The organism is Roseibium aggregatum (genome assembly GCF_014692675.1).
GTDB lineage: Bacteria > Pseudomonadota > Alphaproteobacteria > Rhizobiales > Stappiaceae > Roseibium > Roseibium aggregatum_C.
Genome location: NZ_JABFCZ010000016.1, coordinates 86,382 through 100,971 on the forward strand (window position 1 = coordinate 86,382; position 14,590 = coordinate 100,971).

Genomic DNA, 14,590 nt, shown 5'->3' on the forward strand with positions numbered 1-14,590 from the left:
GGGCAAGACCGGAAAAGCGGTCTGTCCAACACTGGTCCTTGGCCGTTCAAGCGCGTATAAGCCCGGTCAGAACATGTTGGCTGCTTCAGGAGACCCGAAATTGACCGAGACCTATGACCTGATCCTCAAGGGCGGAACCGTGGTCAATCAGGACGGCGAGGGCGTTCGCGATGTCGCCATCCGCGGTAACCGGATCGCCGGTCTCGGGAGTTTCGACAAGGCGCAGGCGGGCGAGACCGTCGATTGCACCGGCCTTCACATCCTGCCCGGCGTGATCGACAGCCAGGTGCATTTCCGCGAGCCGGGACTGGATCACAAGGAAGACCTGGAATCGGGATCGCGCGCGGCCGTCATGGGCGGGGTCACGGCGGTCTTCGAGATGCCGAACACCAATCCGCTGACGATCACCGAGGCGGCGCTCGCCGACAAGGTGAAGCGCGGCCATCACCGCATGCATTGCGATTTCGCCTTCTGGGTCGGCGGCACGCGGGAAAATGTCGACGAGATCCCGGATCTGGAGCGCCTGCCGGGTGCGGCCGGCATCAAGATGTTCATGGGATCCTCGACCGGCGATCTTCTGGTGGAAGACGATGCCGGCGTTCGTGCGGTCCTTGCCAAGACCCGCCGGCGCACGGCGTTTCATTCCGAGGACGAATACCGGCTGCGCGACCGCATGGGCCTGCGGGTGGAAAACGATCCGACCTCCCATCCGGTCTGGCGCGACGAGATTGCGGCTCTCCAGTGCACCCAGCGTCTGGTCCGGATCGCCCGCGAGGTCGGTGCGAAGATCCACATCCTGCATCTGTCCACGGCGGAAGAGGTCGACTTCCTGATCGACCACAAGGACATCGCCTCGATCGAGGTGACGCCGCATCACCTCACCCTGACCGACGAGGCCTACAAGACCCTCGGCACGCTGGTACAGATGAACCCGCCGGTTCGCGCAGCGCGCCACGGGGAACGCCTGTGGTGGGGCCTGGAGCAGGGCATTCTGGACATCTTCGGCTCCGACCACGCGCCGCATCTTCTGGAAGAAAAGCAGAAGCCCTATCCCGCGTCGCCGTCGGGCATGACCGGTGTGCAGACGCTGGTGCCGATCATGCTCGATCATGTGAATGCGGGGCGCCTGAGCCTTACCCGGTTCGTGGACATGACGAGCGCCGGGCCGGCGCGCCTGTTCCAGACGGCGCTCAAGGGCCGGATCGCTGTCGGCTATGATGCCGACTTCACCATCGTCGACATGAAGAAGCGCGAAACCATCCGCAATGAATGGACCGCCTCCAAATGCGGCTGGACGCCCTATGACGGCAAGGAGGTTACCGGCTGGCCGGTCGGAACCTTCGTGCGCGGTACGAAGGTCATGTGGGACGGTGACCTGACCACGCCGTCAACCGGCGAAGCCGTTCTCTTCCAGGACGGGCTGCCGCGCGGCTGATACGGCGGCCGGGGTTTCGGAACGGGACGAAAGGGCCGGGTGCCGGCCCCACCGGACCGCATTCCAGATTTTCTCGTGCACCAGGTAGAACACGAAACCGGATGCCGAGGCGCTTATCGCGATCGACAGCGCGCCGGTGAGCGATCCGGTTTGCGGATAGCTCAGCGCGGTCATGGTCAGGATGCCGAGCCCCTGCCATGTGGCGGCCTTAACGACCGTGCGCACCATCGTTTCCATCGCGTGTCGAGTCCCTTGCCTGATCTGCATCGATGCACAGAGGAATAACCGCGCGAGCCCAACCACGGGAATTCTGAACATTCGCAACATATTATCTCTTCTGTTGAAATTTATCTCCACTTGGTGAAAAATATCATCATGGACAAGAGGCAGCGTGCGGAGACCTTCCGGCAACGGCTCGAGGAAGGCATGACGAGGCGGGACATGAGCCGCAGCGCGCTCGCGCGCGCCTGCGGTGTTGACCGCTCGACCATCGCCCAGTTGCTGGCCGAAGGCGAGGGACGCCTGCCGAACGCGCACCTGGCAGCCGAATGCGCCTCCGCGCTGTCGGTCAGTGCCGACTGGCTGCTGGGCCTGACCGAGCGCAGCGAGACGACGGCGGATCTTCTGGAATCCTCCTTCCGTATCACGGACGCCGAACGCACCTTCGCGGACACGCGGATCGACGAATGGCACCGCGAAGCGGCCGGTTACAAGATCCGCCATGTTCCCGCGACCCTGCCGGATATCCTGAAGACGAACGCGGTTTTCGAGTTCGAATACGCCGCCTTCCGGGACAAGACGCCCGAACAGGCGATCTCCTCCATGCGCGACAAGTCGGAATGGCTGCGCCGGCCGGGATCCGACTACGAGATCTGCTGTTCACGGGAATTGATGGAATCCCTGGCCCGCGGCGAGGGCTACTGGCGCGGTCTTCCGGAGGCGGCGCGCAAGGAGCAGATTGAGCATATCGCCCGCTATTGCCGCGACAATTACCCCTCGCTCCGGCTCTATCTTTATGACACCAAGGTGGTGTTCTCCGCGCCCCTCACGATCTTCGGACCGCTGCTGGCCGTCGTTTATATCGGCAAGCACTATCTGATTTTCCGGGAAACCCGCCAGATCCGGGCCCTGACCGATCATTTTGACCAGCTGGTCCGGGATTCCGACACCGACGCCAGATCGGTCGCGGATATCGTGGAAGCAATGATCTGAGCCGGTAAGAGGCTTAATAGTGTTGCTTTGCGGGCACGCCTGACGAGCGGATTGCCATTTCCGAGCCAAAACAAACAGCTGTGATGTTTATTACAGTTTCCCATGCGGCATTATGGGAGGCTTGGATCAGGACGAGGTTTGCTCACGAATTTAGGTCGTAAACTCATAAATGAGGCTGGAATGGCACCGCAACGGCAAAGAGCTGCAAGGAGAGACGCGAGAAGCGGGCTTTATGCCCGGTTGAGCGGTTCGACGCAGCAGATCTAAGCCGTTTCGGCGTCCCTTCGGGATATGGCCGATTTGCCCGGCTACAGCGTTGCAAGTTCTGGAAAACCGGACGGTTTCCTGCGAACTTGCGCCTTGTATCCGAACAAATCGGCTCATACCATTTCAGTCTCATTTATGAGTTTACGACCTAATAACCTTATCTCATAACGTAAAATACACACGTCGCCTTTAAAAGTTCGTTCGGGCTTTTAAGAGTTTTGCGTAAGAGGGCTCAAGGGATGATTGGTTTTGTAAAATCATTTGCCGCAGACCGCGCGACTGCGCGTATTGCAGGCTTGGCCACCGCAGCGTTGATGGCCGTTTCGATTTCAGGTGCGGCACTGGCGCGTGACGCGGAGGCCGCCAAACCGGCCGAAGCAACCGATGCCGATGCGCCGCTTCAGATGCTCGTGTCGCTGAAGGACCAGAAGATCAGGGTCTATCGCGGGACGGAGCTGATCCGCACGGCGCCGGTTTCCTCCGGCCGTGCCGGCCGCAGTACGCCCTCCGGCGTGTTTTCGATCCTGGAAAAGCGGCGCAAGCATTTTTCCAATCTCTATAACAGCGCGCCGATGCCCTACATGCAGCGGCTGACCTGGTCGGGCGTTGCGATGCATCAGGGCCACCTGCCGGGTTATCCGGCGTCTCATGGCTGCATCCGCCTGCCGCGTGACTTCGCCAAGGACCTGTTCGGCATGACCGAACGCGGCCTCCACGTGGTGGTGACCAAGGAGACGGCGGAGCCGGAACCGATCCGCCACGCCGTTCTGCCGCAGCCCATGCAGGTGGGCACCCCGGTCGCGAGCCTGTCGTCTGGAACCATTGCAGCCGATCCGGCGCTCCGCGGCACGGTCGCCGCAACCGATGCGGATGCGGAACTGGCAACGCTCACTCCGGAAAATCCGGATTTCGACAAGCCGCTTCGCATGATCATCACTCCGAACCAGGAACCGAATGCGAACAAGACGCTGCAGAGCCTCTTGAACAAGATGGGCTTTGACGCCGGTCCGGTCGACGGTGTGATCGGCCGCAAGACCCGCGCAGCCATCAGCCTGTTCCAGGAAGGCGCGGATCTGCCGGTGACCGGACAGGTGACCACGGCGCTCGTCAACCGGGTGTACAAGGATGCCGGCTATGAAAAGGGTCAGAACGCGACCCTGCGCATCCGCCGCAGCTTCAAGGACATCTACGAAGCTCCGGTCACGCTCAAGGATCCGAATGAAAAGATCGGGACTTTCGTCTTCACCGCACTCGACTTCAAGCAGGGCGATGCCCATGTCGACTGGATGGTGGTGCCTGCGGAAGGCGAGCAGTACGGCACGCCGACGGAAATCCTGAACCGGGTGGTTCTGTCGGACAAGGTCCGCCGTGACCTGTCCACCATGCTGACCCCGGGCTCGTCCCTGATCGTGACGGACCGGTCCTTCGCCCGCAACACGGGTCTCGGTACGGACTTCGTCGTCGTCACCAAGTAAGCGAACTTCCTTTCGAGTGAAAAAGGCCGCCCGTCAAAGGCGGCCTTTTTGCTGTTTGGCGATCGAAATCGCCGCAGCGTCACCAAACTGTCGTCTCTCTCCCGTATCGCATCGTGACTTTTAAAACGTGCGCCGAATCGGAGAGAACGATGACGCCCAGTCCGCGTGCAGACACCCTCAGTGCCTCCAAGGCCCGGTTGAAGAATGCCGTTCACAGGTCCGAAGCGGCGTCCCGCGACGGTATCCTGGAACGCCTGTTCACCTTCGCCTTCAAGGGCCTCGTCTATCCGCAGATCTGGGAAGATCCGGACGTCGACATGGAGGCGCTGAAGCTGACGCCGCAGTCGCGCATGGTGACGATCGCTTCCGGCGGCTGCAACGTGATGTCCTACCTGACGGCGGATCCGGCGGAAATCACCGCTGTCGATCTCAACCGGGCGCATGTGGCGCTCGGCCGGCTGAAACTGCTGGCGGCCCAACGCCTGCCGAACTACGACAGTTTCTACCGGTTCTTCGGCGAGGCTGACGAAAAGGCGAATATCGCCGCTTATAATCGGTTCCTCCGCGACGAACTTGACGACGACTCCCGGGCCTACTGGGAAGGACGGGATCTGGTCGGCTGGGGCCGCAAGCGGATCACGCTGTTTTCCCGCGACCTCTATCATCATGGGCTGCTCGGCTATTTCATCGGCATCGGCCATTTTATCGCCAAGCGCTATGGCATCGATCCGAGGCATTTCCTGAAAGCCCGTTCGATCGACGAACAGCGCAGCTATTTCGAGACGGCTCTTGCCCCGCTGTTCGACAAGCGCCTGGTGCGCTGGGCGACGTCGAAGAAGATGTCGCTTTACGGTCTCGGCATTCCGCCGGCGCAATATGACGCCCTGGTTTCGGCAAGCGCGGAAGGCAACATGTCGGAGGTCTTGAAGGGACGCCTGAAGAAGCTCGCCTGCGATTTTTCCATCCAGGATAACTATTTCGCCTGGCAGGCCTTCAGCCGCGGTTACGCCCCTCAATCCGGCGAGTCGACCGGAGAATCCGGTCCCTTGCCGCCCTATCTGAAGCGGGAACATTTCGAGGATATCCGTCAGCGGGCCGACCGCGTCCGCGTTCTCAACCGCAATTTCACCGAGCACCTGCACGGCGAAGCTGACGACAGTCTCGACGCCTATGTCCTGCTCGACGCCCAGGACTGGATGACCGATGCCCAGCTCAACGCGCTGTGGAGCGAAATCACCCGGACCGCGCGCCCGGGCGCGCGGGTGATCTTCCGCACCGCCGCCGAGCCGACGCTGCTGCCCGGCCGGGTCGCGGACGAGACCCTCGACCGCTGGACCTATGAGGAAGCAGAAAGCCTGCGGCTCGGGCGGAAGGACCGGTCGTCGATCTATGGCGGGTTCCATCTGTATGTCTTTAACGGATAAATCGCCGGCGGCGACCGCGGAAACGGCGCGGCTGATGGATGCGGTCTACCGCAACCAGCGCCATTTCTACGATCTGACCCGGAAATATTACCTTCTCGGGCGCGACCGTCTGATCGACCGCCTTCAGTTGCCCCGGGGCGCCACCGTGCTGGAACTGGGCTGCGGCACCGGCCGCAACCTGATCGCGGCGGCGAAACGCTACCCGGACGCCCGTTATTTCGGGGTGGACATTTCCGAACAAATGCTTGAGACCGCAAGGCACAACATTGCCCGTGCAGGCCTCAGCGACCGGATCACGCTCCGCCAGGGCGACGCCTCCGACCCGGCTGCGGCCGACGGTTTCGGTCCCGATGCCTTCGACCGGGTCATCTATTCCTATACCCTGTCGATGATCCCGGTCTGGCGCGAGGCGCTCAAAGCCGGCATGGCCCGGCTTGCTCCGCACGGGCGCCTTTCGGTGGTCGATTTCGGCCAGCAGCAGCGGCTGCCGGGCCTCTTCAAAAAGCTTTTGTTCCTGTGGCTAGCGAAGTTTCACGTCAGCCCGCGCGCGGACCTGCAGCGGGAACTCGAACAGCTGTCCGAAGCATACGGAGCTGGACTGGAGGCCTCGGGCCTATACCGCGGATACGCCTTCTACGCGGAAATCAGCCGGCCGGCCGGCTACTCGCCCGCGACAAAGTAGTGCAGGGTTCCGTCCTTGCCGATCCCGACCCGGTAGAACAGCCAGACCCCATAGTCTTCCATTTCCGCGAAGTCGGCGGAGGTGATCAGCCGGTACATCTCGACCTTCTGCTGTGGCGTCAGGCGGTTCAGCGGATAGCGGGCGAAATAGGGCCAGATATACATTTCCTGAGGCGTGCCCACATCCACATGAACGAAGCCGGCCGACAGCGTGTCCGCGAGAATGCCCAGGATTTCCAGTCCGTCAGGGTCGCCGGAGTTTTCCTTCAGGAATTCGATCGGATCGCCGATTTCCGTCAGCGACAGGGTCGGCGGCATCTCGTTGCTTTCCAGGACCATGCGCAGGCGGTTGAAATCGGCTCCCAGGGCGGCTTCCAGCAATTGGGCATGCATGCGGGCCACCGGCGGTGGCAACCGGCCGAGATCATAAAGGACTTCGGGCAATTCTGCCTGATCCTGGCCTGCAGGAGCGCCGGATTCGGCTGCCGGCTCCGTGTCATCGGGAGCGGACTGGGTCACGGAAGGAACGTCGCCCGCCGGGATATCCGGTCCACCCGGTGCTTGCGCCGGGTTGACGGTAATCGTATCCGTTTTGACGGTTTTCGCGCTGGCCGCATGGGGCAGGCCGATCGCAAGGGCAAGACCTGCAACGGCCAGCAAACATCTCAAGCGGACAATCACGGCGCTTTCTCCCTCGGGTCGCGAATGACGCCTTTTCAATACACGCAAACGAACCCTGCTGACCACAGATATTCCCGCAGCGCACATCCATTCTTGTCATCCGCCCGTTGCGGCGGTATCGACAGGCAGGACAAGCTTGCAGAAAAAGGGCCGGGGGTTTGAGTTTTCTGGAATTCGCCGTGATCGGAATTGTCATTGGCCTCATTACGACCGCCCCGGTCGGACCGGTCAATATCATGGCGATCCAGCATGCCGCTCAAAGAGGTTTCCGCCAGGGGCTGTACGTCGGACTCGGGGCAGTCATTGCGGATTCGATTTATGCGGCGGCGGCCATTTTCGGCGTTTCCGCAGTCACCCGGTTCGTCGAAGGCCAATTCGATCTGATCAAGACCGCCGGTGCGATCCTGCTCATTGTCTTCGGCCTGAAAATCATGAACACCCATCCGCATCTGGACCGGGAGACCGGCGGCCGCGTCAAGGGAATCTGGGGCGAGGTCACGGCGGCGTTTTTCATGGTTCTCACGAACCCGGGCGTGGTGCTGGCCTATGTGGCAATTGTCGGCGGCCTGGGACACTGGCGTCCGCAACCCGGTGACCATTCCGGCGCATTGGCGATGGTTCTCGGAGTGGCGCTGGGAGCCTCCGCCTGGTGGGCGGCGCTTTCGGCGGTCGTGACCCGGTTTTCAGCAAGAATAGACGATCACTGGCTCGACCGGGCCAATCATATTGCCGGGTATATCCTGATCGCCTTCGGTCTCGTCATCGGCGCGGACCTGGTCTTCGACCTGTTCGGCTGATGCTTTAAAAAAACAAAAAGCCGGCACAATGCGCCGGCCTTTTTATCTCGTGATAAAGCCGATTACTGCAGGATGCGGTTGACCGTGTAGTCGCCGCGCTGGATCCGGTCGGGAAGCCCTTCCGCCAGCTTGGCGACCGCATCTTCGCCATAGGTCGCGACAAGATCGGCCAGAGCTGTAAACATAGCCGCATGGGCGACCGCGTCCGCATCCACGCCGCAGGCGATGGCTTCGGCCCAGGCATCCGAAATAAAGCCCAGAGCGGCGCGCCGGATGTCCTCGTCCTCGGCAAACTCCGCTTCCATCGCCGCATCACTGAATTCGTCGTTAATCATTCGTTCCCTTACCGGTTTTTACCATCTCGGCCAAATCCGCGGCCGATGAAGCCCTTCGAATCTCTTGATAAAAATCCTAGCACGGCGAACCGCGAGGATAACCAACCGTGAACGCAAACTTAACAAGCATTCACAAAATTGACGAAAAAGGTTAACCAATCGGTAAGAGTTCGGGCGCGAGGTCTGAATTACCGCCCGTAGCGGCTGGTAACGTCGCCGATGATCGCTTCGCCCTCGGATATATACTGTCTCAAAGCGAGACGCGCGGAGTTTGTGCATTCTCGGTAAACGGTTGAGAAACCACGATATCCGCGATTGAACCGGGCAATGAAGCGCCGCCGCCGGTTTTCTTCCACAACTTCCGTGTCGAGAAGCGCCGTCATCCGGTCGCGCCAGGAGGGCTCGTCGTCATTTCCGCACAAGGGACGCAGGAAATGCAGCGCGCCCATGACTTCCGAAAGCCGTAAAAGGTCCTGTTCGTAAGGCGGCTCGGAGCCTTGCGCCGCCTGCGCCTGCGCAGCGGAGGCCGCAAGCACAAGACCTGCCCAGAAGGCGGCAATCGTGAAGGTGCGAAGCAGAAGCGTCATGGCCGGATGATGCACATGGCCCGCATCGCCGCGCAAGAGGTATCGCGCCGAAGGTAAGGAGATCACTCCAGCCCCAGGATCCGGCGGATGCGCAGCGGCGTACCAGGGGTCGTATCGAGGTCATCGAGGCCGGAAAGCGGTATCCAGCCGGCATCCGCGGCATCATCGCCCGCACCCACGGTGCCCGACACATAAGGCCCTGAAAAGACCACCAGAACGAAATGCGAGGAGACCCGGCCGTCGCCATCCTTGTGGATACTGTCGAACGTGTCGACCGGCGCACCGAGATCCGCCCGTATGCCTGTTTCCTCCAGAAGTTCCCGTTCGGCCGCCACCTTCAGGGGTTCGCCCAGATCGACAAGACCGCCGGGCAAGCTCCAGCACCCCTGATAGGGCGGTTTGGAACGCTTGATCAGAAGGACATCGTCATTGCGGTGGCAAACGACGCTGACGCCGAGAAGAGGAACGGGTGGGTAGTGGCGCGATACACTCATGCCGTTCTTTGTGCCACAGCCCGCCCGGCGGTTCCATCGCTCCGGGACGCCTCAGGCGAACATGGCATCGATTTCCGCCTGGGCGGCTTCGCCTTCGGGCGCTGTCTCCATCGGCTCCACATGTCCGTGGATGACGCCGCTGGCAACGGAGATCAGCGGCTTGATCACATGGGTGGCGGCTTCCGCGATTTCGGTTGCCACCATGCTCGGATCCGGAACACTGCGCAATTTCTCCTGGGCGGCCAGGACCGCGGCATCTATCTGCGCAACCCGCGATTCCAGGTGGGTCCGAAGCTTGACGGGAGCCGCGTGATAGGCGGTGATTGCCAGCTGCTTTTCGGAAAAATTGGAGTTTTCGAAATGGGATTCGTAGTCGATCGGTTCCCATTCGAGCACATCCTCGGCGCAATCCGGCATGGCCGGAAGCATCTCGAGCAGCATGACGACTTCGTTGAAATGATTCAGGTAGTCCGTCGCCAGCCCGGTGGTGGGATTGATATTCGCCCGTTCCAGCCGGTCGGCTGCCAGGATACCGGCGCCTAGAACTGGATCTTCGGATTCCATACTTTTCCCCCAACGGCTAAACTACTGTTCCAAACTAGTATGTCTTTGTTGCCAATTGCCTAACTTAAGGGGTGAGTCCCGTTTCGGACGGGCTCAAGGAGACCCGGATACAGGATCTGACATGTGCGGCCGCTTTAGCCTGACAGCCACTCCCGAGGATGTTCGCGCGCTCTTTGCCTATATCGATCTGCCGAATTTCCCCCCGCGCTTCAACATCGCGCCGACCCAGCCGATTGCGACCGTTCGCATGGAGCATGGCGAGCGCCGGTTCGCGCTGGTGCGCTGGGGGCTGGTGCCGTCCTGGGTGAAGGATCCGGCAAGCTTCTCGCTCCTGATCAACGCCCGCGCGGAAACCGCAGCCGAAAAGCCTTCGTTCCGGGCCGCCATGCGCCACCACCGCTGCCTCATCCCGGCCTCCGGCTTTTACGAATGGCGCCGGACGCCGGAGGGCAAGCAGCCCTACTGGATCAGCCCGGCAGACGGCGGCCTGATGGCCTTCGCCGGCTTGTGGGACACATGGTCCGATCCGGACGGCGGCGACATCGATACCGGCGCGGTGCTGACCACCACCGCCAACCGGACCATCGGGCAGATCCACCACCGCATGCCGGCGATCCTGATGCCGGAAGCCTTCGACGACTGGCTCGACACGGGCAATGTCATGGCGCGGGACGCAACAAAGATGCTGGTGCCGGCGCCGGAGGACTACCTGACCGCGGTTCCAGTTTCGCCGAGAGTGAACAAGGTCTCCAACGACGACCCGGACCTGCAAAGCGAGGTCGAACCCGAGGAACCGGTTGCGCAAGCCTCGAAGCCTGAAAAGCCGAAGCGGGCCTCCGCCGGAGCATCGAAGCCCGGCGACGGGCAGATGGATCTCTTTTAACGACGCGGCCCGGAAAAAGCCCTGTTCAAACGGCCGAGCCTCGACTATCCGGGTCTTCCGATCATCAATGGAAAGCGGACACATGAGCGACATCGACGAGGATGCCCTGGCCGAGGTCTATAACCGGGGGCTCGATCTGGAGAAATCCGGCGACCTGGAAGGCGCGGCGAAGGCCTATCGCGAAGCGCTTGAGCTGGATCCGTCCGATACCGGCGGGGTCTCGATCCGCCTGGCCGCCATGGGCCGGGGCGACACGCCGGAAAAAATGCCCGACGCCTATGTGGAAACCCTGTTCGACCAGAACGCGGACGTGTTCGACGACATTCTGGTCGACCAGCTCGGCTACTGCGTGCCGCTGATGCTGCGCGAAAAGGTGCGCCAGCTCGGCATCGGTCCGTTCGAACGTCTACTGGATCTGGGCTGCGGCACCGGCCTCACGGGCGTGGCCTTCAGCGATTGCGCCAAACATCTGACCGGGGTCGACCTGTCCGAGCGTATTGTCGAACTCGCCTTCGATCGGGAGGTCTATGACGATCTCTATGTCGGCGAAGCGGTGTCTTTCCTGGAGGAGTTCGAGGAAGACGACGGCAGCCGTCCGTCCTGGGACATGATCGCGGCAACGGATGTCTTTCCCTATCTCGGCGCGGTCGAGCCGATCCTGAAAGCAGCCGCCGACCGGCTGGTCCCGGGCGGTTATTTCGCCTTTTCGACGGAAACCCTGGCCGACGACGTGTTGCAGGGCCGGCCCTACATGGTCGGGCCGAAGCAGCGCTTCGCGCAAGGGGAAGCCTATCTGCGGACACGTCTGGCGGAAGCCGGGTTCGAAATCCTCGCCTTCGACCCGATCACGGTGCGGCTGGAAGACGGCGAGCCTGTGCCGGGCCATCTGGTGGTTGCCCGCAAGTCCTGATGGCTTTGAGGACCGGTTAAACCCGGCCAGTCCGATCTTGTTGAAAAATATTTTGTCCGATAGCCAAGGATCGGCCGCGCGGTTTCGTCTAAACTTTCAAGATGGACACGCAGGCGAACGACGAGGATCTGGCCGAACGGGCCGCGGCAGGCGACGCGGGTGCGTTCCGCTGCCTGCTCGAACGCCATTATGACCTGGTCTACCGGCTGGCCTTCCGTCTTACCGGCCTGCGCGAGGACGCGGAGGATCTGGCGCAGGATATCTGTGCCTCTCTGCCGAAAAGGCTGCAGAGTTTTCGCCGGGAGGCGAAGTTCACAACATGGCTCTACCGGGTTGTCTTCAATGCAGCCCGGGACATGTACAGGCGCAGGGCGTCCGCCGACCGGGCTTCCGACGGTTTTGAGGTCCTTGCCAGGCTGGAGAGCGACGCCCGCGACGACGGCGAAGACCAGACCGCCTGGCTCTACGACACCCTGGACCGGATTGGCGGAGATCTTCGCGAGACGGCGATCCTGGTGATCGGCGAGGAACGAACCCATGCGGAAGCCGCTGAAATCCTGTCGGTGAAGGAAACCACGATTTCCTGGCGCATGTCGAAACTGAAAGAAAAACTCAAATCCATCGCGAAAGCAGACTCATGACGGACGAGTTGGAAAAACTGAAGGCGGCCTTCCGCCAGGAACGGGCAAGCGATCCCGATCCTGATGCGCGCCATGCCGCGATCCACGCGGCAATGCTTCAGTTCGAGGAGCTTGAACAGGAAAAAAGTGAAACCGCCGGCCAAGGATCGGCGGCGCCCGTGCGTCTCAAGACACGAGCCGGTGAATTTGCGGCTCGGATCTTGAGGAGATTTTCCATGACCCTGACCCGTTCGAGACTATCCTACATTCTGGCCGGCAGCGTGAGCCTGGCCGCCATCGTCCTCGTCGTCAATCTGAACTCCGGGAACCTGCCGGGTCTGTCCTCATGGCGCGGGAAGCAGCAGGAGCAGCCGGCGTCGGCCGGAGGCGGATTGCTGAGCTTGCATTCGGGCGAGTCCGAAGTGCCGGTGCCGGCGCCGCCGATGGAAGAACTGGCTGAACCCGATGTCAGTTATGATGTCGCGGCGGACTCTTCTGCCGCTCCTGCATCGGGTGCCGTTGCCCCGATGGCGGCCGCACCGTCCTTGGCGGCCCGCAAAATGACCGACGGACGGGCTCGTTCGATGCAGAAGACACGCGAGCTTCGCTCCGTCGGCGGTTTGGTTTCGTCCAATATCGCGCCAGGCACGGACGCTTTGACCCCGGTTTATCAGGACCAGGGCAGGGACCGTTTTTCCAATGTGCCCGACAATCCGGTCAAGCGGGTCGCCGATGACCCGGTCTCGACCTTCTCCGCAGATGTCGACACAGCCTCTTATGCCTTCATCCGCGGTTCTCTGAACATGGGCGTCCTGCCGCCCAAGGACGCGGTCCGGATCGAAGAGATGATCAACTACTTCGACTACGATTATCCGGTGCCCGCGGACCGGAGCCAGCCGTTCAAGGCGGATGTCTCCATCATGCCCACGCCCTGGAACGCGGAAACCCGTCTGCTGCGGATCGGGATCAAGGGTTACGAGATCGAGCGGGCGGAGGCCCCCAAGGCCAATCTGGTGTTCCTGATCGACACCTCCGGGTCGATGGATGCGCCGGACAAGCTGCCGCTGCTGCGCCAGGCCTTCAGGATGCTGGTTTCCAATCTCAGGCCCGATGATCTGGTCTCCATCGTGACCTATGCCGGCAGTGCGGGAACGGTTCTGGAACCGACAAAGGCGTCCGAGACCGGAAAGATCATGGCCGCCCTCGACAATCTGTCGGCCGGCGGCAGCACCGCTGGCGGCGAGGGCATCCGTCAGGCCTACCAGCTTGCCGAAGAACATATGGACAAGACCGGCATCAACCGGGTGATCCTGGCGACCGATGGCGATTTCAATGTCGGCATCAGCGATCCGGAGCAATTGAAGGATTTCGTCGAGCGCAAGCGCGACACCGGCGTGACCCTGTCCGTGCTCGGGTTCGGACGCGGCAACTATAACGATCTGCTGATGCAGGAACTTGCGCAGAACGGCAACGGCAACGCCAGCTACATCGATACGCTGAGCGAGGCGCGCAAGGTACTCGTCGACGAGGCAAGTTCCACCCTGTTCCCGATCGCGAAGGACGTGAAGTTCCAGGTCGAGTTCAACCCGGCCGAGGTCAGCGAGTACCGCCTGATCGGTTACGAGACCCGCAAGCTGGAGCGTGAGGACTTCAACAACGACAAGGTCGATGCCGGCGATATCGGTGCGGGCCATACGGTAACGGCGCTTTACGAATTCCGCCCGGCTTCGGCGTCCGGCGCCCTGATCGAACCCTTGCGCTACCAGAGCGAGGCCAAGCCCGCATCGGCGGACACGACGGACGAGATCGCGTTCCTGAAGATCCGCTACAAGCTGCCGGATGAGGACGTGAGCAAGCTGATCACGACCCCGATCGGCGCGGATGCGGTCAAGGACAAGATCCCGGATGCGTCCAACGACACGCGCTTTGCCGCGGCGGTGGCCGGCTTCGGCGAGATCCTGAAGGGCGGCAAATACACCGGTACCTACAGCCTGGACGACGTGCTCGCCCTGGCGGCATCCGCCCGCGGTAACGATCCCTACAATTACCGCGGATCGTTCCTGGAACTGGTTCGTCTCGCCAAGAGTGCCGGGGCGATGGAACCTCTGAAGAAGTAGAAGAAAAAGCACAGTCTCTGCCCATAGAGGGCAGGGACTGTGCCCAAAAATAAACTTCGATTTGGTCATCCCGGGCGAACGCCAGTGAGACCCGGAACCGGAGAGCCG

Annotated in this window: 16 protein-coding genes; 10 read left to right on the top strand and 6 right to left on the bottom strand. The window is 61.7% G+C overall.

Annotated elements, in window-relative coordinates:
• Positions 1-100: 100 nt before the first annotated feature.
• Positions 101-1,435 (top strand): dihydroorotase, encoded by a 1,335-nt coding sequence (locus tag HK439_RS15230; protein WP_190292378.1) that lies wholly within the window; start codon positions 101-103, stop codon positions 1,433-1,435.
• Here HK439_RS15230 and HK439_RS15235 read toward each other — a convergent pair.
• Positions 1,388-1,660, bottom strand: a complete 273-nt coding sequence (locus tag HK439_RS15235; protein ID WP_209011839.1) for a DUF2061 domain-containing protein — start codon at positions 1,658-1,660, stop codon at positions 1,388-1,390. The genes HK439_RS15230 and HK439_RS15235 overlap by 48 nt on opposite strands.
• Positions 1,661-1,810: 150 nt before the next feature.
• Between HK439_RS15235 and HK439_RS15240 the strand changes: the two genes are divergently transcribed.
• The 4 genes from HK439_RS15240 (at position 1,811) to HK439_RS15255 (ending at position 6,495) form a co-directional block, all read left to right on the top strand.
• Positions 1,811-2,647 carry a helix-turn-helix domain-containing protein gene (locus tag HK439_RS15240; RefSeq protein ID WP_190292380.1) on the top strand — a complete coding sequence of 279 codons (837 nt, stop codon included), beginning with the start codon at positions 1,811-1,813 and terminating at the stop codon, positions 2,645-2,647.
• A gap of 581 nt (positions 2,648-3,228) precedes the next feature.
• A complete protein-coding gene (locus tag HK439_RS15245) occupies positions 3,229-4,389 on the top strand; it encodes a L,D-transpeptidase (RefSeq protein ID WP_209011840.1) in 1,161 nt (386 codons plus the stop codon).
• Between the two features lie 149 nt (positions 4,390-4,538).
• Positions 4,539-5,813 carry a DUF3419 family protein gene (locus HK439_RS15250; protein WP_190292382.1) on the top strand — a complete coding sequence of 425 codons (1,275 nt, stop codon included), beginning with the start codon at positions 4,539-4,541 and terminating at the stop codon, positions 5,811-5,813.
• On the top strand, positions 5,797-6,495 hold the full coding sequence (locus tag HK439_RS15255; RefSeq protein WP_190292383.1) for a class I SAM-dependent methyltransferase: 699 nt from the start codon (positions 5,797-5,799) through the stop codon (positions 6,493-6,495). Before HK439_RS15250 ends, HK439_RS15255 begins: the two co-directional genes overlap by 17 nt.
• Here HK439_RS15255 and HK439_RS15260 read toward each other — a convergent pair.
• Positions 6,474-7,163, bottom strand: a complete 690-nt coding sequence (locus HK439_RS15260; RefSeq protein ID WP_209011841.1) for a hypothetical protein — start codon at positions 7,161-7,163, stop codon at positions 6,474-6,476. The genes HK439_RS15255 and HK439_RS15260 overlap by 22 nt on opposite strands.
• Before the next feature lie 191 nt (positions 7,164-7,354).
• On the opposite strand from HK439_RS15260, the gene HK439_RS15265 reads away from it, so the two are divergent.
• Positions 7,355-7,972 carry a LysE family translocator gene (locus HK439_RS15265; RefSeq protein WP_209011842.1) on the top strand — a complete coding sequence of 206 codons (618 nt, stop codon included), beginning with the start codon at positions 7,355-7,357 and terminating at the stop codon, positions 7,970-7,972.
• Positions 7,973-8,034: 62 nt separating this feature from the next.
• Here HK439_RS15265 and HK439_RS15270 read toward each other — a convergent pair whose 3' ends face one another.
• The 4 genes from HK439_RS15270 to HK439_RS15285 form a co-directional block, all read right to left on the bottom strand.
• Complete coding sequence (locus tag HK439_RS15270; RefSeq protein ID WP_190292385.1) at positions 8,035-8,307, bottom strand: hypothetical protein; 273 nt, start codon at positions 8,305-8,307, stop codon at positions 8,035-8,037.
• 188 nt (positions 8,308-8,495) lie between these two features.
• Entirely contained in the window at positions 8,496-8,960 is a 465-nt protein-coding gene (locus HK439_RS15275) for a TIGR02301 family protein (protein WP_328804173.1), read from the bottom strand.
• Positions 8,957-9,388 carry an NUDIX hydrolase gene (locus tag HK439_RS15280; RefSeq protein ID WP_190292386.1) on the bottom strand — a complete coding sequence of 144 codons (432 nt, stop codon included), beginning with the start codon at positions 9,386-9,388 and terminating at the stop codon, positions 8,957-8,959. The genes HK439_RS15275 and HK439_RS15280 overlap by 4 nt, the downstream gene beginning before the upstream one ends.
• Before the next feature lie 51 nt (positions 9,389-9,439).
• Positions 9,440-9,952, bottom strand: a complete 513-nt coding sequence (locus tag HK439_RS15285) for a hypothetical protein (RefSeq protein WP_190292387.1) — start codon at positions 9,950-9,952, stop codon at positions 9,440-9,442.
• Positions 9,953-10,073: 121 nt separating this feature from the next.
• Here HK439_RS15285 and HK439_RS15290 point away from each other — a divergent pair, with 121 nt between their 5' ends.
• From HK439_RS15290 to HK439_RS15305, 4 genes are all read left to right on the top strand, one after another.
• Entirely contained in the window at positions 10,074-10,835 is a 762-nt protein-coding gene (locus tag HK439_RS15290) for an SOS response-associated peptidase (RefSeq protein ID WP_190292388.1), read from the top strand.
• An 82-nt stretch (positions 10,836-10,917) separates the two neighbouring features.
• Entirely contained in the window at positions 10,918-11,745 is an 828-nt protein-coding gene (locus HK439_RS15295; protein WP_190292389.1) for a methyltransferase domain-containing protein, read from the top strand.
• Between the two features lie 101 nt (positions 11,746-11,846).
• The gene (locus HK439_RS15300) at positions 11,847-12,386 is read left to right on the top strand and encodes an RNA polymerase sigma factor (protein ID WP_190292390.1); all 540 of its coding nucleotides are present in this window, start codon (positions 11,847-11,849) and stop codon (positions 12,384-12,386) included.
• Positions 12,383-14,482, top strand: a complete 2,100-nt coding sequence (locus HK439_RS15305; RefSeq protein WP_190292391.1) for a vWA domain-containing protein — start codon at positions 12,383-12,385, stop codon at positions 14,480-14,482. Before HK439_RS15300 ends, HK439_RS15305 begins: the two co-directional genes overlap by 4 nt.
• Positions 14,483-14,590: the final 108 nt, after the last annotated feature.

Bases quoted from the DNA above. Each gene is read 5' to 3' on its own strand.
- HK439_RS15305 (WP_190292391.1), top strand. From the start codon at position 12,383: ATGACGGACGAGTTGGAAAAACTGAAGGCGGCCTTCCGCCAGGAACGG.
- HK439_RS15270 (WP_190292385.1), bottom strand. From the start codon at position 8,307: ATGATTAACGACGAATTCAGTGATGCGGCGATGGAAGCGGAGTTTGCC.
- HK439_RS15285 (WP_190292387.1), bottom strand. From the start codon at position 9,952: ATGGAATCCGAAGATCCAGTTCTAGGCGCCGGTATCCTGGCAGCCGAC.
- HK439_RS15280 (WP_190292386.1), bottom strand. From the start codon at position 9,388: ATGAGTGTATCGCGCCACTACCCACCCGTTCCTCTTCTCGGCGTCAGC.
- HK439_RS15250 (WP_190292382.1), top strand. From the start codon at position 4,539: ATGACGCCCAGTCCGCGTGCAGACACCCTCAGTGCCTCCAAGGCCCGG.
- HK439_RS15290 (WP_190292388.1), top strand. From the start codon at position 10,074: ATGTGCGGCCGCTTTAGCCTGACAGCCACTCCCGAGGATGTTCGCGCG.
- HK439_RS15300 (WP_190292390.1), top strand. From the start codon at position 11,847: ATGGACACGCAGGCGAACGACGAGGATCTGGCCGAACGGGCCGCGGCA.
- HK439_RS15295 (WP_190292389.1), top strand. From the start codon at position 10,918: ATGAGCGACATCGACGAGGATGCCCTGGCCGAGGTCTATAACCGGGGG.
- HK439_RS15255 (WP_190292383.1), top strand. From the start codon at position 5,797: ATGTCTTTAACGGATAAATCGCCGGCGGCGACCGCGGAAACGGCGCGG.
- HK439_RS15240 (WP_190292380.1), top strand. From the start codon at position 1,811: ATGGACAAGAGGCAGCGTGCGGAGACCTTCCGGCAACGGCTCGAGGAA.
- HK439_RS15245 (WP_209011840.1), top strand. From the start codon at position 3,229: ATGGCCGTTTCGATTTCAGGTGCGGCACTGGCGCGTGACGCGGAGGCC.